Source organism: Proteus penneri, from assembly GCF_003144535.1.
In the GTDB taxonomy this organism is placed as follows: domain Bacteria; phylum Pseudomonadota; class Gammaproteobacteria; order Enterobacterales; family Enterobacteriaceae; genus Proteus; species Proteus penneri.
Map to the genome: position 1 here is coordinate 204,138 of NZ_PHFJ01000001.1, position 21,587 is coordinate 225,724.

The window sequence follows — 21,587 nt, forward strand, 5'->3', positions numbered from 1 at the left end:
ATGAGTGAGAAAAGTATCGTCCGAGAAGCGAAAGATATTCGCTTAGCAATGGAATTAATCACCTTGGGTGCCCGCTTACAAATGCTTGAAAGTGAAACTCAATTAAGTCGGGGGCGTTTAATTAAATTATACAAAGAATTAAGAGGGAGCCCCCTCCAAAAGGAATGCTGCCATTTTCAACGGATTGGTTTATGACATGGGAACAAAATATCCATTCCTCAATGTTTTATAATGCTTATCGCTTTTTATTAAAAAATGGCGGTTGTGTTGGCGTTGAGGCTGTTGTTAAGGCTTATCGTTTATACTTAGAGCAATGTCCTCCTGTTAAAGATCAAGAACCTATTTTAGCACTAACAAGAGCATGGACATTAGTACGTTTTGTTGAAAGTGGTATGTTGCAACTTTCTGTTTGTACCAAATGTAATGGTTCATTTATTACATACGCACACCAGCCAGCTAGTAATTATGTTTGTAGTCTTTGCCAGCCACCTTCTCGCGCAATAAAAAAACGTAAACTTTCCGCCAATCCTGCCGATATTAACTTACAACTGTTGGATGGTCTTGAACAGTTTGCAATGTGATTCGAGATTGAAAGTTAAATATCAGGTTATAGAGCTTAGTTATCTATAACCTGTACCGTTTCCTCTCCCCCTCCTATCTCTTGCTGCTATGTTCGCCATTCTCTCAATAACGAAATTAGCTAAAGGGATATCGCGTGTTAGTACTCTTAGGATATATCGTGGTTATGAGCGCCGTCATCGGGGGATATCTTCTCGTCGGTGGTAGTTTAGGTGCCTTATACCAGCCAGCCGAATTTATAATCATCTTTGGTGCCGGTATCGGTGCTTTTATTGTAGGTAATAATGGTAGAGCAATTGTATCGACAATGAAGATCCTACCGAAATTACTTCGTAGTACAAATTATAATAAAGCGATGTACATGGATTTAATGGCACTCATGTTTCGTTTATTGTCAAAAGCTCGTCAAAACGGGATGTTGGCATTAGAGAGAGATATCGAAAATCCACAACAAAGTGACATTTTTTCCCAATATCCTCGCATTATGAAAGATGTTTATATGCTCAGTTTTATTACTGACTATATGCGTCTGATGGTGACAGGGAATATGAACCCTTATGAAATTGAATCTCTGATGGATGAAGAGATTGCAACTTTTGAGGAAGAGAGCGAAGTTCCTGCAACGGGATTATCTGCCATGGGTGATTCACTGCCCGCATTTGGTATTGTTGCTGCGGTGATGGGGGTCGTTAATGCGTTAGGTGCAGCCGATAGACCTGCTGGTGAAATGGGCGTTCTCATTGGTCATGCAATGGTTGGTACTTTCTTAGGTATTTTATTAGCTTATGGCTTTATTTCACCATTAGCTTCTAGGCTCAGACAGCGCTCTAGTCAGCAAATGAAAATGATGGAGTGCATCAAAACAACATTGTTATCTAGCATGAATGGATATGCACCACAGATAGCTGTTGAATTTGGACGTAAAACCCTCTTTCTGGCAGACAGACCTTCTTTTATTGAATTGGAAGAACATGTACGTCAGGTACGGACACCAATGCAGGCAAATCCTGATGCAATGAAAGAAGAGTAATTATGAAGAGTAATTCACAAATCATCCGAGTTAAAAAGCGAGGGAGAAAGCAACATAACGCTCACGGTGGTGCATGGAAGATAGCTTATGCTGACTTTATGACCGCAATGATGGCTTTCTTTCTGGTGATGTGGTTACTTTCAATCTCTAGTCCACAAGAATTAACTCGTGTAGCCGAATATTTTCGTACGCCATTAAAAGTCGCTATTGAAAAAGGGCGATTTAGTGGGGATGCAACCAATCCTATTCCTGGAGGAGGGCGTGATCCTGTCTATAACGAAGGCGATATTTTGCCAAAAGGCCAAGAAGATAAACAGCTCAATGAAAAGCAACAATTCCGCCGATTAAAAGAGAATTTAGAACAAGTCATTTTAAATGATCCTCGGTTAAAAGATCTGAAGCCTCATTTACTGATCGACATGATGGATGAAGGTTTGCGCATTCAAATTATTGATAAAGCAAATCGACCGATGTTTAGAGTCGGTAGTGCCACCGTTGAACCTTATATGAAAGATATTTTGACGGCAATCGCACCTATTTTAAATGATACGCCATACAAAATCAGTTTATCGGGTCATACCGATGATATCCCTTATGCAAGTGGTGCTTTTAAATATAGTAACTGGGAATTATCAACGGATCGTGCAAATGCTTCTCGTCGAGAATTAATTGGTGCAGGCTTAAATGAATGGAAAGTATTGCGTGTTGTGGGTATGGCATCAACAGTTCATTTAGTTAAAGAGGATGGTTTTGCAGCTGCTAACCGACGGATCAGTATTTTGGTCTTAACGAAGCAAGCAGAACAAAAAATTGTACAAGAAAATGAGCGGGTTGCACCGACAGTAACAGAGGCTTCAGAAATTAAACCTCTACTTTCAGGGCAAGAAACCCCACAAGAAAAAGCAGAAAACACACAGACGGGTTCGTCTGTGTCTTCTGCATCTGAGCTTCCCGAATCAAAAAAGGAAAATGTTGAAACAGGAGTTTCTGGGGAAAGTTTGCCATCACAATCGACAAATATTACTACAAAGCAGGGAACAGCCCCCTAATTTGTTAGTAATCGCGTAAAGGTGAATGAGTAACGATGGATATTACTGAGTTTTATCAAACATTTTTTGATGAAGCAGATGAGTTGTTAGCTGATATGGAACAGCATTTGCTGTTACTTGATCCGGCAAATCCAGATCAAGAACAGTTGAATGCAATTTTCCGTAGTGCACACTCCATAAAAGGAGGAGCTGCAACATTTGGCTTCGTTAAACTTCAACAGACCACTCATGTGCTTGAAAACTTGCTCGATAGTGCAAGGCGTCATGAGATGGCGCTCACCGACGACATTATTAACCTGTTTCTGGAAGCGAAAGATATTATGCAACAGCAATTGGATGCACATAAAAACTCACAAGAACCTGATGAGGAAACATTTAACTATATTTGTGAGAAGTTGCGTCAGCTGGCTCTCGATGTAAAAGAAGAACAATCCGCTCCTCAAGTTGAGGCTGTTGCTGGATCTGAAGCTTCGGACTCACAGGCCACAATGATTGAAACTCCTGTTTTGTCATCTGACGCTGAAAATGTGCAAAGTGAAGCCGTAGAAAACAGAGTTGAAGTCGCATCGACAATGGCAGCTGATGGACATTATTACCATCATATCATTTTGTCTGATCTGAAAGAGACAGATATTGATTTAATGCTCGATGAATTAAAGCATCTTGGTGAAGTTAGCCAAGTTGAAAAACAGCATCATGGCCTTGAAGCAATATTAAAAACTACTGCAACAGAAGAAGATATCAGCGCTGTACTTTGTTTTGTGATTGAACCTGAACAAATCTCGTTTAAAAAAGTGGTTGTTGCAGAAAAAACACCAGAAAAAAATGCAGTTACAGAAGAAAGTACAACATCTGTTGATGATGCTCATGTTGAAAGCCAAGCTGAGCAACCTGCACCTGTACAAAAAACAGTGGTTGAAAAGGTGATGCCATCGGCAGAACCAACTAAAGCACCTGTAGCAGCACCAACGAAAAGGCCAACTGCAGCGGCAACACCAAAAACAGAATCAAGCAGCATTCGTGTTGCAGTTGAAAAAGTTGACCAATTAATCAACTTAGTTGGTGAGCTGGTTATTACACAGTCAATGTTGGCGCAGCACAGCGGTAGTCTTGAGCCTGCAATATATAGTGATTTATTAAGTTGTATTGCTCAGTTGCAGCGTAATTCTCGAGATTTACAAGAATCTGTTATGTCAATACGTATGATGCCGATGGAATATGTTTTCAGTCGCTTCCCTCGAGTTGTTCGTGATGTTGCAGGTAAAATGAATAAGAAAGTTGAGTTAAACATGATTGGTAGCTCAACAGAACTTGATAAAAGCTTAATTGAAAAAATTATCGATCCTTTAACTCACTTAGTTCGTAACAGCCTTGATCACGGTATTGAAATGCCAGCGGAGCGGATTGCACTGGGTAAACCGGAAGCAGGGCAGTTAACGCTGTCTGCGGAACATCAAGGTGGTAATATTTGCATTGAAGTGACTGATGATGGCGCAGGATTAAACCGCGAACGTATTTTGAAAAAAGCGATTTCCTCTGGGCTTGCAGTTTCTGAAAATATGAGCAACGAAGAAGTTGCTATGCTGATTTTTGCACCGGGTTTCTCTACCGCCGAAGTCGTAACAGATGTTTCCGGCCGTGGTGTGGGTATGGATGTTGTGAAACGAAATATCCAAGAGATGGGGGGGGGCAAATTCAGATCAGTTTTGAGGTTGGTAAAGGAACGCGTATTCGTATTTTACTTCCACTAACATTAGCAATTTTAGATGGTATGTCTGTTAAAGTTCATGACGAAGTCTTTATTTTACCATTAGGAACGGTAGTCAGTTCTTTACAACCGGAAGAAGATGATATTTATCCATTGGCTGGCGATGAGAAATTATTGCAGGTTAGAGGGGAATATTTACCACTGATTGAATTGCATCGTACTTTTAATATTGAAGGCGCTCAAACGGATATTACCCAAGCAATTGCGGTTATTGTTCAAAGTGCCGGACGTCGTTATGCTTTATTAGTAGATCAATTAGTTGGTCAGCATCAAGTTGTTGTTAAAAATATAGAGAGTAATTACCGAAAAGTTCCGGGGATATCTGCAGCAACAATTATGGGTGACGGTAGTGTAGCTTTAATTCTTGATGTACCAGAATTGCAACGTTTAAGTCATACACAAATGACGAATAAGAAAAAGAATACAACTGCAAGTGCAGTCATTTAATAGTGAGGATAAAATAAGATTATGGCTTCGGAACATTTCGAGAAATTATCCGGTGAAACTGTTGGACAAGGATTTCTAATTTTTACGCTGGGTGATGAAGAATATGGAATTGATATTTTAAAGGTTCAAGAAATTCGTGGATATGATCAAGTTACACGTATTGCTAATTCACCTAGCTTTATTAAAGGTGTAACTAATTTACGGGGCGTTATTGTTCCGATAGTTGATCTGCGTATTAAATTTTCACAAGAAAGTGTAACTTATAATGACAATACTGTTGTTATCGTGGTTAACTTATTAAATCGAATTGTAGGAATTGTGGTTGATGGCGTTTCTGATGTTCTTACGCTAAAGCCAGAACAAATCTGCCCTGCGCCAGAGTTTGCAGTCACCATGTCTACTGAGTATTTAACAGGTTTAGGTACTTTAGATGAAAGAATGCTTATTCTTGTTGATATTGAAAAATTACTCAATAGTGAAGAAATGGAATTAGTCGATAGTGCTGCAATTCAAGCTAAATAAGTTTTTATTTTTAAAAAAATAATCTAAATACTGTTCCGGTAATTTTGCCGGAATAGTTATTTTTATCTTTTTTATTTTATTAGTGAGCGTTAACACATTAAATTAACCTTAAGTGAAATTAAAAGATAAAAAAGAACTAATAATTTTAGTTAAGTTCTATTTTATTACTTATTAACTTAATAAGTAGCTATTACTTAGCTGTAATATTTTTCTACTGACGGAAATAACTTTAAAGTTTTTTATACTTATAATTTTAATTAAAAATGGTATTACCACCGCTTTCTAATGGAGCAAAATGTGACTAAGACGAAATGAATCCTATAAAGTTTCTCTTAAGTCTGCCGATAACTTGCTCATTACCGTTTATTATAAAAAGGGAAACTATGTTTAGCCGAATGAAAATAGTGACTGGATTATTATCCATTCTTCTGTTGTTTGGTGTTTTGCAATTTGTCTCAGGGGGCGTTTTTTACTCAAATATCGTTGAGACAAGAAACGACCTTAATAAAACACTGACAATACAAAAGCAACGTGAACGCCTAGATGAAAGCTGGGCTAACTTACTTCAAGCTCGTAATAATATTAACCGCGCTGCGATTAGTTTTTTATTACAAGATAAAAATCTTAATGTAGATGATTCTCTGTCTGTTGATTATTTGGCGGGACTTGCTCGCAAAAATATGTCGCGTGCAGACGAGAAATTTAAAGAATTTGAAAAGAATATTACTGCTTATCAAATTCACTCAGAAGATGATATTCGTAGTCTAAAAGGGCGCTTTATTGAATATTTCTCTGCATTAAACCAATTAGAAATTTTACTTCAAGATAAGAACTTAAAAGATTTTTTTGAGCAACCAACTACGGGTTATCAAGATGCTTTATATAAAGAATATCTTTCATATGTTATGCGTAATGAGAAATTTAACGAAGAGTTAAATATGGCATTAGAAGCCTCTCACCAACGTACTACCATTACTATAGCAGTGTTAGCCATTATCGTTATTGCGGCATTAATTCTCTGTTGGTTTGCATTACGTAATGCCTTAATTAGACCATTAAACTCACTTCTATTAAGCATTAAAACTTTCTCTGAAGGTGATTTACGTCCAAATATCGAGGTGAATGGCCGCAATGAAATGAGCTTGTTAGCGAGTGGTTTAAAACATATGCAACAAGAGCTAATTCAAACTGTTCGTGGTGTCTATCAAAGTACAGAAAATATTTATAACAGTACAAGTGAAATTGCTGCGGGGAATAATGACTTATCTGCTCGTACAGAAGAGCAAGTCGCTTCGTTAGAAGAAACTGCTGCAAGTATGGAACAATTAACTGCAACTGTAAAACAGAACGCAGATAACGCTCGCCAAGCAAGTAACCTTGCTAATGACGCCTCAGATATTGCCCGCCAAGGTGGAAAAGTTGTTGCTAATGTGGTGCAAACAATGCACGACATAGCCGGAAGTTCTCAGAAAATCACCGATATCACAGCTGTTATCGATGGCATTGCATTCCAGACCAATATTTTGGCACTGAATGCAGCTGTTGAAGCAGCAAGAGCCGGTGAGCATGGTCGCGGATTTGCGGTGGTTGCCGGAGAAGTTCGTAACCTTGCACAGAGGAGTGCAGAAGCTGCTAAAGAAATAAAAACACTGATTGAAGATTCTGTAAGTCGTACTGAAACTGGCTCTGTGCTTGTTGAAAGTGCGGGTGAAACGATGACGCGTATCGTGGATTCAGTAACGCGCGTTACTGATATCATGGGCGAAATTGCTTCAGCATCAGATGAGCAAAGCCGAGGTATTTCACAAGTTGGCCTTGCGGTTTCTGAAATGGATCGTGTTACTCAGCAAAACGCCTCTTTAGTAGAACAATCTGCAGCCGCTGCTGCTGGTCTTGAAGATCAAGCAGTTGCATTAACCCGCTTAGTTTCAATCTTCAAATTACCGGGTCAGGAAGAAAAAACGCTAGAAAAAAAGGAATTGGATGCAACCCCTGTAGTTAAAGCCGCTGCTCCACTTATAAAACCAGGAACCTCAGAAAAGAAAAAGAGCAGCAGTGTTGAAGATCCCGCTAATTGGGAAACTTTCTAACAACAACAAGTGGCTGACAAGCGGTGGCTTTGAACCACCGCTTTAAACGAGGTGAAGGCATGTTTAGGTTTCGCAAATTAAAGATATCCACCAGTCTCTATTTATTACTGATGATGTTTTGCGTTATGCAATTGATTTCTAGTGGTATTTCGCTAGGGATTGTTCATTTGAATAACGAACAGATCACTAAAGTAGATATAGATACATCTAAGCGAGATGAATTAGGATTAAGTTGGGCATCTTTAATACAAACACGTAATGCGATTAATCGTGTAGCTATCGCAGTGAAAACTGAACAGTCAACGGATTATATTCAATCTATTGAATCAATTGCACTTTCACGTTTGGAAACGGCGAATACTCATTTTCAAAATTTCCTTGCTGAAATAAATAAAGAGGCAATCCCAACAGAAGAAAAAGAAATTGTTGATGCAGTGAAAAATGATTACCACGTTTTGTATGGTGCATTAACCGAATTACATAGCATGTTAAAAAACGATAACTTCCAAGGTTTTTTAGATCAACCAACAGAACGTTATCAAACAGCGATGGAAAATTCATTTAATACCTATATGAATTATGTTCAGGATGAAATTACTGAATCTATCGAGCAAGGACATCGTTCTTATACTATTGCTATCTTGATGTTTATCGGTGCAATAGCGATGGTTATTGTTGTATCAATCGCCGCTCATCGCTGGCTAAGTTTTAATATCATTAAACCTTTCGCAAGTTTAAGCCGTTATTTTAATGATGTTGCTACTGGTAAATTAAATCGTGAAATTCTTGTCTTCACCGATGATGAAATAGGAAATGTGTTTAAAAAACTACGAGAGATGCGTGGTGAGCTTGCACGTTCTATTCGTCTCGTTCGTGATAATAGCCATGCTATGTATTCGGGTATTCAAGAAATTTCCAAAGGAAATACGGATTTATCCTCAAGAACTGAACAACAAGCTGCTTCGTTAGAAGAAACTGCGGCAAGCATGGAAGAGTTAACAGCAACGGTAAAACAAAATGCTGATAACGCTCTGCAAGCGAGCAAGCTCGCAGAATCTGCTTCTGAAACAGCTATACGTGGTGGGCAAATCACGCATAGTGTTGTTGAAACCATGGATGCGATTACACAAAGTTCTCAAAAGATAGGGGCTATTATCAGTGTGATTGATGGTATTGCGTTCCAAACCAATATATTAGCACTTAACGCGGCGGTTGAAGCTGCTCGCGCGGGTGAACAAGGGCGTGGATTCTCTGTCGTTGCAGGAGAAGTTCGTAACCTTGCTCAACGCAGTGCTGATGCTGCAAAAGAAATTAAGTTGTTGATTGATGAGTCCGTTTTACGTGTCTCTCAAGGTTCTCAACTCGTTAATAATGCAGGACAGACAATGGAGGAACTCGTCACCTCAGTAAATAAAGTCACTGAATTAATGGCAGAAATCGCCTCAGCTTCTGATGAACAAAGCCGAGGTATTCACCAAGTCGCTGATGCAGTCAGTCAGATGGATCAGGTGACACAGCAAAACGCTGCTTTGGTGGAGCAATCAGCATCTGCTGCCGCAGCATTAGAAGATCAGGCTAATAACCTTGTTGATGCTGTATCGGCATTCGAGTTGCCTGACACGGATGAGAGTAATAATTCTTCATCCTTAGAAGGTAATGGGTTGAAAAAAGCAGATAAAAAATCATTTTTTAAAAAGACCCATTAAAAAACAATGAAACGTAATGTTACTGAAGTCTTATCAGATATCGCTGCTCAACCGTTGGATATTTTTACCCAACGGTTCATGTTGTCCGATGATCAGTTCCAATCTATATGCCAATTGATTTATCAAAAGGCTGGTATTGTGCTGACTAACAACAAAAGGGAGATGGTTTATAACCGTCTCACTAGGAGGTTACGTGAATTACGGATGAATAACTTTGGTGACTATCTTGCGTTTCTTAAAAGTGATGTACGCAACCCTGAATGGCAAGAGTTTGTCAATGCATTAACAACCAATCTCACTGCATTTTTCAGGGAAGCGCATCATTTTCCTATTTTGGCAAAACATGCCAGAAAAAAAGCAGGAGGCGTCTACCGAGTATGGTGTGCAGCAGCATCTACTGGAGAAGAACCTTATTCAATAGCGATGACTTTACGCGATGTTTTTGGAAATAACCCGTATAAAACCAAAATTATTGCCAGCGATATCGATACTAATGTGTTGGATAAAGCACGAAAAGGTGTTTACCGACAGGAAGAGCTTAAAACATTAAATGATGAATATTTGAAAAAATATTTTCTCAAAGGTGTCGGCGAGTTTGAAGGATACGTGAAAATTAGACATCAAATTAGCGAGATGGTCTCTTTTCAGTATTTGAATTTACTTGACAAGCAATGGGATTTAGAAGGTAGTTTTGATGCGATTTTTTGTCGTAATGTCATGATTTACTTCGACAAAGAAACACAACAAACCTTACTTAACCGCTTTACCTCATTACTTAAGCCAGACGGAATGCTGTTTGTTGGACATTCAGAGAATGTAAGCCAGCTTAGCAAGAATTTCTACTTGCATGGGCATACCGTTTACGGGCTGACACCAGCAAGGAGAGGTTATGAATAAAATAACGGTACTCTGTGTCGATGATTCGGCGTTAATGCGTCAAATCATGCGAGAAATCATCAACAGTCATAGCGATATGGAAGTTGTTGATTGTGCACCAGATCCTATAGTGGCTCGTGACTTAATAAAAAAGTACAACCCACAGGTATTAACGTTAGACGTTGAAATGCCACGTATGGATGGTATTGATTTCTTGGAAAAATTGATGCGATTAAGACCAATGCCTGTCGTTATGGTTTCATCATTAACAGCCAAAGGCTCCGAAGTAACGTTAAAAGCGTTAGAGTTGGGTGCGGTTGATTTTGTGACTAAACCACAGCTTGGTTTGCGTGAAGGTATGATGGCTTATAGCGAACTGATTGCCGAGAAAATTCGAGCGGCAGCACTGGCACGAATTAATCGCCGAGAAGTACAAGCACAGCCTTCTAAATCATTGTCATTTACACCGATGATTTCGAGTGAAAAGTTGATCGCTGTCGGTGCATCAACTGGTGGCACAGAGGCTATTCGTAATTTTCTAGAACCATTACCGATTACCAGCCCTGCGATATTAATTACGCAACATATGCCGGCAGGGTTTACACACTCATTTGCAGAACGATTAAATCGATTATGTCAAATTAGTGTAAAAGAAGCAGAAGACGGCGAACGTGTATTACCTGGGCATGCTTATATTGCACCAGGTGATTATCACATGGAGCTTCGTCGTAATGGTGCTAACTACCAGATCCACATTAATAAAGAACCTGCAGTAAACCGTCATCGTCCTTCAGTTGATGTGCTATTTCGTTCAGTTGCAAAATATGCGGGGCGTAATGCTATTGGCGTTATTTTAACTGGGATGGGAAGTGATGGTGCAGTTGGGTTATTAGAAATGCGTCAAGCAGGAAGTTATACCTTTGCACAAGATGAAGCGAGTTGTGTCGTCTTTGGTATGCCTCGTGCTGCGGTTGAAATAGGCGCAGTAGACGAAGTGAAAAGCATAAGCGCAATGAGTAAAGCGGTGCTGATGAAAATCAGTAGCACGCAATCATTGCGTATCTGATTAAGTTCAGTTTAAAAAGCAACACAGTAATTTGCCGATATATTTTGAAGGAGTTTTCAATGGCAAGTAAGGATCTGAAATTTTTAGTGGTTGATGATTTTTCAACAATGCGCCGCATAGTTCGTAATTTGCTAAAGGAATTAGGATTTACGAATGTAGAAGAAGCAGAAGATGGTGCTGACGCGTTAGCTAAATTACGCAATTCGGCAGTTGATTTTGTGATTACAGACTGGAACATGCCAAACATGGATGGTCTAGAGCTTCTTAAAAATATTCGTAGTGATGCGGGACTTGCAGCAACACCAGTACTGATGGTAACCGCTGAAGCTAAAAAAGAAAATATCATTGCAGCAGCGCAAGCTGGTGCAAGTGGATATGTTGTTAAACCTTTTACGGCAGCAATTCTTGAAGAAAAACTAAATAAAATTTTTGAAAAACTGGGCATCTAAGGAGTCGCAATGAGTGGGAATCCAATTATGCCGAAAGATAATATTGAAATGACATCTGATATTATCAGCCGGATCGGACAATTGACGCGGATGTTACGCGACAGTTTGCGAGAATTAGGATTGGATAAAGCAATAGCCGAAGCAGCAGAAGCCATCCCTGACGCTAGGGAACGACTGGACTATGTTGCTCAAATGACCGCTCAGGCAGCAGAGCGTACATTGAATTGTGTCGAAGCTGCGCAGCCTAAACAGGATGCGTTAAGTGCCGATGCGACTAAGCTTACTGAACGTTGGGACCAATGGTTCGAACAGCCAGAAGAGCTGAAAGATGTACGCTCTCTTGTAACCGATACCCGCAATTATTTGCGGGATATCCCTGAGAGTACGGCTTTTACTAACAGTCAGTTATTGGAAATCATGATGGCACAGGATTTCCAAGATCTGACCGGTCAGGTGATTAAACGCATGATGAGTGTCGTTCAAGAAATTGAAAAACAACTCGTGATGGTATTAATGGAAAACCTGCCACCAGAGCAACTTGAAAAGTCTAATGTGAAGAAAGAGACTGACTCTTTATTAAATGGTCCTCAGGTTAATAAAAACAACGCTGGTGTGATCAAAAATCAAGATCAAGTTGATGATTTGCTAGAAAGTCTAGGTTTTTAACCTGTGATGAGTTGTAGGGCGATAAGGACGTTGAGATATGCAGGACGCATTCGCTCTATGCTCTGCTCTTTTAGGATGGTGTATTTTATGGATAAAAAATCACGTAATAATGCTTTAATAGCTCACGCTATTGAAGAAACTGTAAGCCGCTTTGTTTAAGCGGCTTTTGAAGTTGTTGAAATAAACATCAAAAGTAAAATAACTCAATTTTACTGTGAATTTTGCTAATTTCCTTATAATCAGCGTCAATTTTGGTCATATCTCCATTTTTATCATTAGGTTGTTTTTTTCAGTGCATGCCGTCATAGCCCAAAAAGCCCCGTAAATTTGCGATTGTTCAACCCATCAATTTCCTCTGAATTTGTCATGATTAGAGTCATTTCATTCATGCTTTTAATCTCATTACCTAAATCGGACAGACTGTGGCTGAAGATAGCGATCTCGAAAAAACAGAGGAACCCACACCCCATAAACGGGAAAAAGCTAAAAAGGATGGGCAAATTGTCCGTTCTAAAGAGCTTTCATCCGTTTTAATGATCTTGGGTGGCGTGAGTTTGCTGTGGATGAGTGGTGGATTTATCACTCGTGAGTTATATGCCATGTTAACAGAAGGGTTTACGTTTAATCATCACCTTATCGGTAATGAGAATTTATTGATCCCTCGATTTGGTAGCTTGATTAAACAAGCTGTTTTTGCGCTATCACCCGTGTTTTTGGGGTTAGTATTTGTAGCAATTGGTGGCTCTGCCTTATTAGGTGGGATTAACTTTAGTAGTAAATCCATTAAGTTTGATCCCAAAAAATGGAATCCTATTTCTGGGTTAAAACGTATTTTTTCTATGAATGCGTTAGCAGAGTTGTTTAAAGCGATACTGAAATCAACCTTTGTGGGGATCGCTGCAACAGTGTTTTTATGGCACAACTGGAACGATATTCTCCATCTGATCACGCTTCCACCGCTTAGTGCGCTAGCCAATGCGATGCAACTGCTAATTTTTGCTGTCTACATTACGGTTTTTATGCTGATCCCGATGGTGGCATTCGACATTATTTTCCAAATCCGTAGTCATCTGAAAAAACTACGTATGACACGCCAGGAAATTAAAGACGAATTTAAACAGCAAGAGGGTGATCCGCAACTTAAAGCGCGTATCCGCCAGCAGCAACATGCGATGTCGCGTCGTCGAATGATGGCAGATGTGCCTAATGCAGATGTAATTGTGACAAACCCAACCCACTATGCTGTCGCACTGCAATATAACGACAAAATGACAGCCCCTAAAGTGTTAGCAAAAGGGGCTGGGGCTATTGCGTTAAAAATTAAAGAAATTGGTGCAGAAAATCGAATTCCGCTTCTAGAAGCGCCGCCGCTTGCTAGGGCGTTATATCGTCACAGTGAAATAGGCCATGCAATACCTTCAACCCTTTATGCTGCGGTTGCAGAAGTACTTGCATGGGTTTATCAACTGAAACGATGGAAAACCGAAGGTGGTTTAAAACCTAAACAACCTATGAACTTGCCAGTGCCTCCCGCACTGGACTTTGCTGGAGAAGATAATCGTCATGGCTAATTTGGCCTCATTACTCCGCTTGCCGGGAAATTGGAAAAGTTCTCAGTGGCAGATACTGGCAGGGCCAGTGCTTATCTTGTTGATACTGTCAATGATGGTATTGCCATTGCCACCTTTTCTATTGGATTTATTATTTACCTTTAATATCGCACTCTCCATTATGGTGCTGTTAGTAGCAATGTTTACAAAGCGTACTTTAGATTTTGCTGCTTTCCCGACTATTTTGCTGTTTACCACGTTGTTACGTTTATCATTAAACGTGGCTTCAACGCGTATCATCTTAATGGAAGGGCATACAGGGCCAGAAGCCGCAGGGCGCGTTGTTGAGGCCTTTGGCCATTTCCTTGTTGGCGGTAACTTTGCTATCGGTATTGTGGTCTTTATCATCCTTATTTTGATTAACTTTATGGTTATTACCAAGGGTGCGGGACGTATTGCTGAAGTGGGTGCACGTTTTGTGTTAGATGGAATGCCGGGTAAACAGATGGCAATCGATGCTGACCTGAATGCGGGCATTATCAACGAAGATGAAGCTAAAAAACGTCGTAAAGAAGTTTCATTAGAATCTGACTTTTACGGCTCAATGGATGGTGCGAGTAAGTTTGTTCGTGGTGATGCTATCGCAGGCTTAATGATCCTAGTGATTAACGTGGTAGGCGGTCTTATCGTCGGTGTCGCTCAACATGGAATGGCATTAAACGATGCTGCAACGACTTATACCCTTTTAACCATTGGTGATGGTCTGGTTGCTCAGATCCCAGCATTGATTATCTCAACAGCAGCAGGTGTTATCGTTACGCGTGTTGCAACAGATGAAGATGTTGGGCAACAAATGGTGACCCAACTATTTGATAATCCTCGTGTACTGATGTTAACAGCTGGGGTATTAGGCTTGTTAGGTTTAGTACCGGGAATGCCTAACTTTGTTTTCCTATTCTTCACCGCAGCATTAGGTGGATTAGGTTGGTATATCTTACGTCGTAATGCTAACCCTGAAGTACAACAACAAAAAGAGATGGAAGAAGTTGAAAAACAAAATCGTGTTGTTGAAGCATCATGGGAAGATGTGCAACTTGAAGATCCATTAGCGATGGAAGTGGGGTATCGGTTAATTCCAATGGTAGATAGCCGCCAAAATGGCGAGTTGTTAGGTCGAATTAGTGGGATTCGTAAAAAGTTTGCTCAAGAGACAGGATATCTCCCTCCCGTTGTTCATATTCGAGACAATATGGAATTAAAACCTTCTTTTTATCGCATTCTAATGAAAGGGGTTGAAATTGGTCATGGAGAAGCGCATCCGGGGCGTTGGTTAGCAATCAATCCGGGTAATGCTGTTGGCTCTTTAGAAGGTGATATTACTCAAGAACCTGCATTTGGTTTACCGGCAGTTTGGATCGATGACAGTTTAAGAGAGCAAGCACAGGTGCAGGGCTATACCGTTGTTGCTGCAAGTACTGTTATTGCAACGCACTTTAATCATGCATTAACGAAATACGCATCAGAATTATTTGGTCGTCAAGAAGCACAAATGTTATTTGATAGGGTCAGTAAAGAGCTCCCTAAAATGACAGAAAATATGATCCCAGATATGCTTTCACTGACGGTATTGCACAAAGTATTGCAAAACCTACTGTCTGAGCAGGTGCCTATTCGTGATATGAGAACTATATTAGAAGCCTTAGCGGAGCATGCACCAGAACAAAAAGATCCAGCTGAATTAACCGCCGTGGTTCGTGTTGCACTTCGTCGAGCGATTACACAACATTGGTTTGGTGATCAAGATGAAATCCAGGTGATTGGTTTAGATGCAAGCTTAGAGCGTATTCTGGTTCAAGCGATGCAAAGTGGCGGTGGATTAGAACCAGGGCTTGCTGAAAATATTGAACAACAAGCGGCAGATGCTGTACGCCATCAAGAGATGTCCGGCGGTGCGCCAGTATTATTAGTGAATCATTCGCTACGTTCATTATTGTCACGTTTTTTACGTCGTAGCCTGCCACAATTAGCCGTATTATCAAATATGGAAATCAGTGAAGGTCGTCGTATTCGTATGACGTCGATGATTGGTGGACAGCCACACTAAACTAATAATTAGACGTCATATAGACCAATAATCTTTATTTTGAACATGTTATTACACGCGACTAATTTGATTAGTTGCGTGTTTTTTTATCTCTATCTTGTTTTAATCCTTACAGATGATGTTTTATTTATAATATCTAAGAAAATTAATTTCATTAATATAATTTTTTTTATAGGAGATTTATTAATGAAAAATAAAAAATTACTTTTCCCATTATTTATTTTATTCAATTCACAAATGGTTTTGGCAGGTGAGAATATTATTGTAAATGATAATTTATCGCCTAAGACAACGCTCACTTTTGATAATGAAAAAAATAAAGATGTCATTAATATAGATACAAACCTTGAAGATGGTATTTCACTTAATTTTTACCATAAATTTAATGTTCCTAAAGAGGGGATCATTCTTAATAATAGAAAAGCCAAAGCAAATATTATTATTAATGAAGCCACTGGAAATGAAATGAGTTTAATTAATGGTAATGTTAGAGTCGAAGGACTAAAGGCTCATGTAATTATTGCTAATCCTAATGGTATTGAATGCAACCAGTGTTCTGCCTCCAGAGTTACTGATTTTACACTAATTAGTGGAAAAACTAATGACAGTGTCAGAGATTTCATTTTATCAGATAAAAATTATGTCTCTATTCATGGTCTAAAACGGATCGCTAGTCAAAAAATTAATCTTATTTCTAATAAAATTTTTATGGAAGGAACATTAAATAAATCTATTGATACATTAAATATACTTAGTGGGTTGAAAACATATCATCTTTTTTCAAAAAATGAATTTAATCACAATGGACAAATTTCTTTTTTTGAAGGGTTTAAATCTAATTTAAATGAAATTAATATTAAGCATGGTTATGGTGAGGTTTATTTTGATAAAGGTGCTTATAATATAACGAAAAGTAAATTAAATATTGATGATTTGTCTGGAAATAGTGCTCTTTATATATCTAGGTAATTAATATATAAAAATGACGTTTTTATTTTAAATATAAAATATATAGGTGCTAATTTAGGTAAATCACATATAGAGTTAACGTGCTGATGTTTATTTTCTAGAAGTAATAAATTTAATAAGAAGTATTTTATGAAATACTTCTTATTATCTCTGCTAATATATAATATAAATAGGTTTAGTAATGAAATCAAAAAATACTTTATTTTTGTTATCATAGTTTATTTATAATATCACTATTTTTTTCCTCTCAAGCTTCTTCGGATATGTTAATCGTTAAAGATGATGATAAAGAAAAAAACTTTCTATTAATTATGAAAGTGGAAAAGCTGTGATTAATATTGAGACAAATGATATTCAAGGGGTTTCACATAATCATTATAGTGACTTTAATGTTGATGAAAAAGGTGTAGTGTTTAATAACGCTAAAGAGCAAGATGTAATAACCATTATAAATGAAGTGACATCTAAAAATAAAACAATGCTTAAAGGTGACCTATCTATTAATGGCAACCCTGTAAGTATCGTTATTGCAAATCCTAATGGAATACATTGTCAAGGATGTTCATTTAATGGTAAACAGATTTACCATATGTATAATAAATTCCCCTAAAAGTATCATAAAGGAAAATTGTTATTAGATTTTGGCTCGATTATTAATGCAAAGAAATTTATTTATTCTGCTGGAAATAATGTTCTTATAAAAAATGGTATTTTAAATATGGGAGTGATAGTTGTATATACAAAGGGGAAAATAATCAACTTAGGGGAAATAAATATATTAAGTTGGCGTATTGATTCCATTTTTGAAAATCTTTATAAGAAATATAGTAACACTGATTTTTCAGAAAAAATACCATATTGAATGCTAAGATATTCAGTAATGAAAAAAATTCTAGATTAACTATTTATAAGACTAATGTTCATTTTAATTTATCTAAAGGTAACTTATTTTAATAAGGGTTCCCTACGTTTAGAGAAGAGTAAATTTTCTGCTAATGTACGTAATTATATTCATTCTTTCGAAAGTAAATCATTTAACATTAACTCTTTAATGGTTATTGATGCTGAAAAAAGAGTAATACTCAATGGGGAAATTTTCTTTATTGATTCCCTTGGTAAAGTTTTTATTCAAAACAGTACGGATATTAGATTTAATCAGAAAAATAGCGATAACATCCTTATTAAATATTTAATATTAATTATTTATATATGTTTTTTTATAAAATATTTTATATGAATGTTTTTTATGTGGATGGTTTTTAAAATTAATCGGATTATATATTAATTATAATAATTACTTTAAAACCAAAGGAAATGGCTATGAAAAAAATCCCTTTATTTACTCTTTCATTATTATCTATATTTGTTTCAGTATCTTGTTATGCTACTCAAGATGTTGTTTTAAATGCTAATTCATTATCTGATGCACAAGTATCAATTAATGATGATATAGGTAAAACACAAGTTAAAATCATAAACACTAATCAAGATAATGTAGCCCATATCTATTACGACCGTTTTAATATTAATAATGATGGTTTATCATTAGATAATGATAAAGCAGAATTAATTATTAATGAGGTTGTTTCTCACGAAAGTTCAGAGTTGCATGGTGATCTTGAGTTACAAGGAAAAAAGGCGACAGTAATTATAGCTAACCCTAATGGAATTTCTTGTTATGATTGCTCTTTCTCAGGAATTGATGATATTAAGTTAATTTCTGGTAGCAGTGTAGGAAAATTTTCTAAGGAATTTACTATAACAGATAATCCTGTTGATTTTGCTTTTGTCAATAAATTACCTAGAAATAAGCTTACGCATATCAATCGTCATGATAAAGACATTTCACCTAAATATATAAATATCATATCTAATAATATAATGCTGGATAAAGGTGATTTTAATGCTGAATATATCCGTTTTGATATCGGTTTAGATAAATTTAACCTTAATTATTCAAATGCTTATAATCGTATGGGAGATTTGGTAATAAGCGATAATGCAACGTTAAATAGTCGGTATTTAATAATAAAAGGGAATAAGGCTGCGGTTAGTCATTATGGTCATATTGATACTTTATCTTTAAATGCAAATGTCAATATATGGTGGAACCTCAATGATTCAATCATTGATTTAAATAGAGATATAAACTTATATAAAACAGCTTATGATGATGTAAAAAAATCAAAGTTAAATATTTCAACGTATTATTTTAGTGCTGATAAATCATCTTTTTATGTTAAAGATAGTGCTTTATTTATTAATGCGGGAGATATGGTGTTACTTAACGATTATATTATCGACAATAGCTATTTAATATCACGTGTTAATTATATAGATATGAATAACATTACGTTGAATAAAAGCTATCTTGATGTTACTTCTCTGCATCGTATAAATATTGATGGTAAAATCCATGGGGAAGGTCGTGTTGTGTTAGAAGGAAAAAAAGGGAATTTTAATGGAAAAGATAAAATAGAGTTAACAGGAGAAGAGCTAGTAGAATTAAAGGGACTACCGAAATTTCGATTAGGTACATCAACTATTATAGATAAAAAAACATCAACCGTGAAAATCCGTTAATAGACTTTAATTAAAAAGTAATGATAAAAATATCATGTTTATTATTACTATCGATTTAACGTGTAACATTAATTTAATGCTTATTTTATAGTTACTATATATAAGTAACTATAATAGGTTACATAAAATAGTCCTTGTATTATGTTGATATAATGCAAGGACTGTTATTTTCTTTAAATTTTATACTTGGATTTTTCGCCCAGCTAATATTGAACGTTGTGCTTGCCCATCAGAACCATAAAGGGTTGGGCTGTGGTTCTTTTGCAAAAAACGGATTGCATCACTATTACGAGAGATGTGTTGATCAAGTAGTAATCCGTTATGTTGATTAAGATGTTTTAGCTCCGCCGTAATATCCATTATCTGTATCCATAAATCAGATAAGAATGGTAACCCTGTATAAGGCTTTTCTACACCGGCTTGTAGGCTTAGCGTATGACGCTGTTGGTCTGTATGACCTAAAGCCGACAAGACAAAATTCTTCTGTTCAGTTACTTCGTGTAGGGCATTGATATCAATATTACCAGCGCATAATAACTGTTGTTCAGCACGTAAAATACTCGCAATGGTATTAAGCTGTGATAATTGAAGATCTAAAGTCTGGCGGAGTTCTTCCATCATAATCATTAAAATATTATTGAGTTATGCTTTCAGCAGCTTCACGGAAAAGAGCATCCGCAATTTTACCGCTGTCCATGGTTAATGTTCCGTTGGCAATTGCTTCTTTTAAGCGAGCAACTTTCTCAACGTTAATGTCTTTATTGCCAGGTTGAACAAGTTTTTTCTGCGCTTCACTTAGTTTTACAGACGTGTCACCTGTTGTAGATTTTTGTTCAGTTGTTCCCGATTTACGTGATCCCTGAGTGATTTCACTTGGGTTACGTTGTGCAATTGCGTTAATCGGAAGCAGTGGATTTGCGCGTTCAATACTCATAGGAAAATCCTTTGTTAGGCATCAATTAATAGTCAGATGAAGCCATTGTAAAACAACCTATGTGTTTTCGCCTATCATCTTGGTTCTTTATATCGGCTATCGAATCAAAAACTTTAATCTTAGTCGTCATATTCATCATACTCGTCATACTTCAAGCCGTAGCGTTGTTGACCGCATTCACTCACACTAGTCACATACTTATGTATGCTCCTAGCGATTCGTTCATTTGTCGCCTAGCTACAACTTGAATTATTTAGAGTATCTATATTAGATGCTTTAAATTGTTATCTAACTACAGCTTAAATTATTTAGAGTATCTACATATGATGCTTTAAATTATTTAGAGTAAAAAATGTAGCGCAAGAGAGTTTACCTCGGCTTGCCATAACTGAAACGGCTAACAAGCAATTTAATAAGGGCTTATTCTGCTTATCAGCTTTTTTATTTATTAAAGAGGGATGCGAACAGAGCCATTTTCAAGAGCTTCTCCAATGACGATTTGGCCTGATTTCACTCTAACTCTAATCGTTTCATTGGCAACAGCATTGTTGATTGCCTTGCCTTCATAGCGAATTTGAAAATGATCGCCTTGTGCAAAAACAGTAACGGTTTGACCTGCCAAAATAGCCCAAGGGCGACGGATCATGGTCGATGTGATAGGTTTTCCGGCAGAAATTTGGCGCATAGCAATGGCATTTTTAATTAACGTAGGATCACGTAATACGTCATAAGGTTGCTTTTCTAATTCACCTGTTATCATGCTGACTGATGCCGTTTCAATCGCATCATCACGATTGATGTCTTTTTTGGCGACTAAATATTTACCCGTTACACTCACATCAACTTGAATAAAACGACGTTGTTTATCACATTGAATGGGAATCGAAAGCCGCCCCCAATTACGAGAGCCTGCATGGCGTTGGATCGCTTGTGTTTGACACACTGGCCATTTCTCTTCCGGTGTTAAAACTGTGACTGTCACTTTATCGCCTTGTTGATGAAGCGCGACAAAGAAATCTTGTAGTTCTTCAGGAAGTGATTTCGCAATACTCACATTCACCATAAAGAAAAAAGAAAACAGACCGATAAGAGTTTTAACTAACATAGTTTGTATCACCTTACAGAGTTGATGCTAATTGTGCGTTTGTCATTATTTAGCAACAACAGTGTACAGCGACTTTGCATGCCTTAAACGCATA

The 21,587-nt window shown here is 37.4% G+C and carries 18 protein-coding genes and 2 pseudogenes; 17 read left to right on the top strand and 3 right to left on the bottom strand.

Features of this window, described 5'->3' with window-relative positions; all coding sequences use genetic code 11:
* The 17 genes and pseudogenes from flhC to CUB63_RS01185 all read left to right on the top strand — a co-directional run bounded on the left by flhC (window position 1) and on the right by CUB63_RS01185 (window position 19,454).
* Window positions 1-581, top strand: a pseudogene (flhC, locus tag CUB63_RS01100) (flagellar transcriptional regulator FlhC).
* Window positions 582-715: 134 nt separating this feature from the next.
* Window positions 716-1,609, top strand: coding sequence for a flagellar motor stator protein MotA (gene motA / locus CUB63_RS01105; protein ID WP_036935706.1), 894 nt, complete (start codon window positions 716-718; stop codon window positions 1,607-1,609).
* 2 nt (window positions 1,610-1,611) lie between these two features.
* The gene (gene motB, locus CUB63_RS01110) at window positions 1,612-2,658 is read left to right on the top strand and encodes a flagellar motor protein MotB (RefSeq protein ID WP_072063126.1); all 1,047 of its coding nucleotides are present in this window, start codon (window positions 1,612-1,614) and stop codon (window positions 2,656-2,658) included.
* Window positions 2,659-2,693: 35 nt separating this feature from the next.
* Window positions 2,694-4,286: pseudogene (locus CUB63_RS01115) on the top strand (Hpt domain-containing protein); the annotation flags it as partial.
* 143 nt (window positions 4,287-4,429) lie between these two features.
* Entirely contained in the window at window positions 4,430-4,873 is a 444-nt protein-coding gene (locus CUB63_RS17920) for a chemotaxis protein CheW (protein WP_415752985.1), read from the top strand.
* Between the two features lie 21 nt (window positions 4,874-4,894).
* Window positions 4,895-5,395 (top strand): chemotaxis protein CheW, encoded by a 501-nt coding sequence (gene cheW / locus CUB63_RS01120; protein WP_006533200.1) that lies wholly within the window; start codon window positions 4,895-4,897, stop codon window positions 5,393-5,395.
* 383 nt (window positions 5,396-5,778) lie between these two features.
* Window positions 5,779-7,485, top strand: a complete 1,707-nt coding sequence (locus CUB63_RS01125; protein ID WP_109847275.1) for a methyl-accepting chemotaxis protein — start codon at window positions 5,779-5,781, stop codon at window positions 7,483-7,485.
* A 59-nt stretch (window positions 7,486-7,544) separates the two neighbouring features.
* Complete coding sequence (locus CUB63_RS01130) at window positions 7,545-9,191, top strand: methyl-accepting chemotaxis protein (RefSeq protein WP_072063122.1); 1,647 nt, start codon at window positions 7,545-7,547, stop codon at window positions 9,189-9,191.
* Between the two features lie 6 nt (window positions 9,192-9,197).
* Window positions 9,198-10,088 (top strand): protein-glutamate O-methyltransferase CheR, encoded by an 891-nt coding sequence (cheR, locus tag CUB63_RS01135; RefSeq protein ID WP_072063121.1) that lies wholly within the window; start codon window positions 9,198-9,200, stop codon window positions 10,086-10,088.
* Window positions 10,081-11,133, top strand: coding sequence for a protein-glutamate methylesterase/protein-glutamine glutaminase (locus CUB63_RS01140; RefSeq protein WP_109847276.1), 1,053 nt, complete (start codon window positions 10,081-10,083; stop codon window positions 11,131-11,133). Before cheR ends, CUB63_RS01140 begins: the two co-directional genes overlap by 8 nt.
* Before the next feature lie 59 nt (window positions 11,134-11,192).
* Window positions 11,193-11,582 (top strand): chemotaxis response regulator CheY, encoded by a 390-nt coding sequence (gene cheY / locus CUB63_RS01145; RefSeq protein ID WP_006533192.1) that lies wholly within the window; start codon window positions 11,193-11,195, stop codon window positions 11,580-11,582.
* 9 nt (window positions 11,583-11,591) lie between these two features.
* Window positions 11,592-12,248, top strand: coding sequence for a protein phosphatase CheZ (cheZ, locus tag CUB63_RS01150; protein ID WP_023581808.1), 657 nt, complete (start codon window positions 11,592-11,594; stop codon window positions 12,246-12,248).
* Between the two features lie 422 nt (window positions 12,249-12,670).
* Window positions 12,671-13,819: a flagellar biosynthesis protein FlhB gene (gene flhB / locus CUB63_RS01155; RefSeq protein WP_072063119.1), complete on the top strand. Its 1,149-nt coding sequence runs from the start codon at window positions 12,671-12,673 to the stop codon at window positions 13,817-13,819.
* Entirely contained in the window at window positions 13,812-15,902 is a 2,091-nt protein-coding gene (flhA, locus tag CUB63_RS01160; protein ID WP_109847277.1) for a flagellar biosynthesis protein FlhA, read from the top strand. Before flhB ends, flhA begins: the two co-directional genes overlap by 8 nt.
* A gap of 186 nt (window positions 15,903-16,088) precedes the next feature.
* A complete protein-coding gene (locus CUB63_RS01165) occupies window positions 16,089-16,871 on the top strand; it encodes a two-partner secretion domain-containing protein (protein ID WP_229096619.1) in 783 nt (260 codons plus the stop codon).
* A 328-nt stretch (window positions 16,872-17,199) separates the two neighbouring features.
* Window positions 17,200-17,481 carry a two-partner secretion domain-containing protein gene (locus tag CUB63_RS01170; protein WP_157955965.1) on the top strand — a complete coding sequence of 94 codons (282 nt, stop codon included), beginning with the start codon at window positions 17,200-17,202 and terminating at the stop codon, window positions 17,479-17,481.
* 710 nt (window positions 17,482-18,191) lie between these two features.
* Window positions 18,192-19,454 carry a filamentous hemagglutinin N-terminal domain-containing protein gene (locus tag CUB63_RS01185; RefSeq protein WP_109847280.1) on the top strand — a complete coding sequence of 421 codons (1,263 nt, stop codon included), beginning with the start codon at window positions 18,192-18,194 and terminating at the stop codon, window positions 19,452-19,454.
* Window positions 19,455-19,634: 180 nt separating this feature from the next.
* On the opposite strand, the gene CUB63_RS01190 is transcribed toward CUB63_RS01185, so the two are convergent.
* From CUB63_RS01190 to flgA, 3 genes are all read right to left on the bottom strand, one after another.
* Window positions 19,635-20,075, bottom strand: coding sequence for a flagella synthesis protein FlgN (locus CUB63_RS01190; RefSeq protein WP_082147341.1), 441 nt, complete (start codon window positions 20,073-20,075; stop codon window positions 19,635-19,637).
* 13 nt (window positions 20,076-20,088) lie between these two features.
* Window positions 20,089-20,388 (bottom strand): flagellar biosynthesis anti-sigma factor FlgM, encoded by a 300-nt coding sequence (gene flgM, locus CUB63_RS01195; RefSeq protein ID WP_006533176.1) that lies wholly within the window; start codon window positions 20,386-20,388, stop codon window positions 20,089-20,091.
* A gap of 448 nt (window positions 20,389-20,836) precedes the next feature.
* A complete protein-coding gene (gene flgA / locus CUB63_RS01205; RefSeq protein WP_006533175.1) occupies window positions 20,837-21,493 on the bottom strand; it encodes a flagellar basal body P-ring formation chaperone FlgA in 657 nt (218 codons plus the stop codon).
* Between the last annotated feature and the right edge of the window lie 94 nt (window positions 21,494-21,587).

Coding starts and splice junctions, on each gene's coding strand:
- motB (WP_072063126.1), top strand. CDS start 1,612: ATGAAGAGTAATTCACAAATCATCCGAGTTAAAAAGCGAGGGAGAAAG.
- CUB63_RS17920 (WP_415752985.1), top strand. CDS start 4,430: ATGTCTGTTAAAGTTCATGACGAAGTCTTTATTTTACCATTAGGAACG.
- cheW (WP_006533200.1), top strand. CDS start 4,895: ATGGCTTCGGAACATTTCGAGAAATTATCCGGTGAAACTGTTGGACAA.
- CUB63_RS01125 (WP_109847275.1), top strand. CDS start 5,779: ATGTTTAGCCGAATGAAAATAGTGACTGGATTATTATCCATTCTTCTG.
- CUB63_RS01130 (WP_072063122.1), top strand. CDS start 7,545: ATGTTTAGGTTTCGCAAATTAAAGATATCCACCAGTCTCTATTTATTA.
- cheR (WP_072063121.1), top strand. CDS start 9,198: ATGAAACGTAATGTTACTGAAGTCTTATCAGATATCGCTGCTCAACCG.
- CUB63_RS01140 (WP_109847276.1), top strand. CDS start 10,081: ATGAATAAAATAACGGTACTCTGTGTCGATGATTCGGCGTTAATGCGT.
- cheY (WP_006533192.1), top strand. CDS start 11,193: ATGGCAAGTAAGGATCTGAAATTTTTAGTGGTTGATGATTTTTCAACA.
- cheZ (WP_023581808.1), top strand. CDS start 11,592: ATGAGTGGGAATCCAATTATGCCGAAAGATAATATTGAAATGACATCT.
- flhA (WP_109847277.1), top strand. CDS start 13,812: ATGGCTAATTTGGCCTCATTACTCCGCTTGCCGGGAAATTGGAAAAGT.
- CUB63_RS01165 (WP_229096619.1), top strand. CDS start 16,089: ATGAAAAATAAAAAATTACTTTTCCCATTATTTATTTTATTCAATTCA.
- CUB63_RS01185 (WP_109847280.1), top strand. CDS start 18,192: ATGAAAAAAATCCCTTTATTTACTCTTTCATTATTATCTATATTTGTT.
- CUB63_RS01190 (WP_082147341.1), bottom strand. CDS start 20,075: ATGATGGAAGAACTCCGCCAGACTTTAGATCTTCAATTATCACAGCTT.
- flgM (WP_006533176.1), bottom strand. CDS start 20,388: ATGAGTATTGAACGCGCAAATCCACTGCTTCCGATTAACGCAATTGCA.
- flgA (WP_006533175.1), bottom strand. CDS start 21,493: ATGTTAGTTAAAACTCTTATCGGTCTGTTTTCTTTTTTCTTTATGGTG.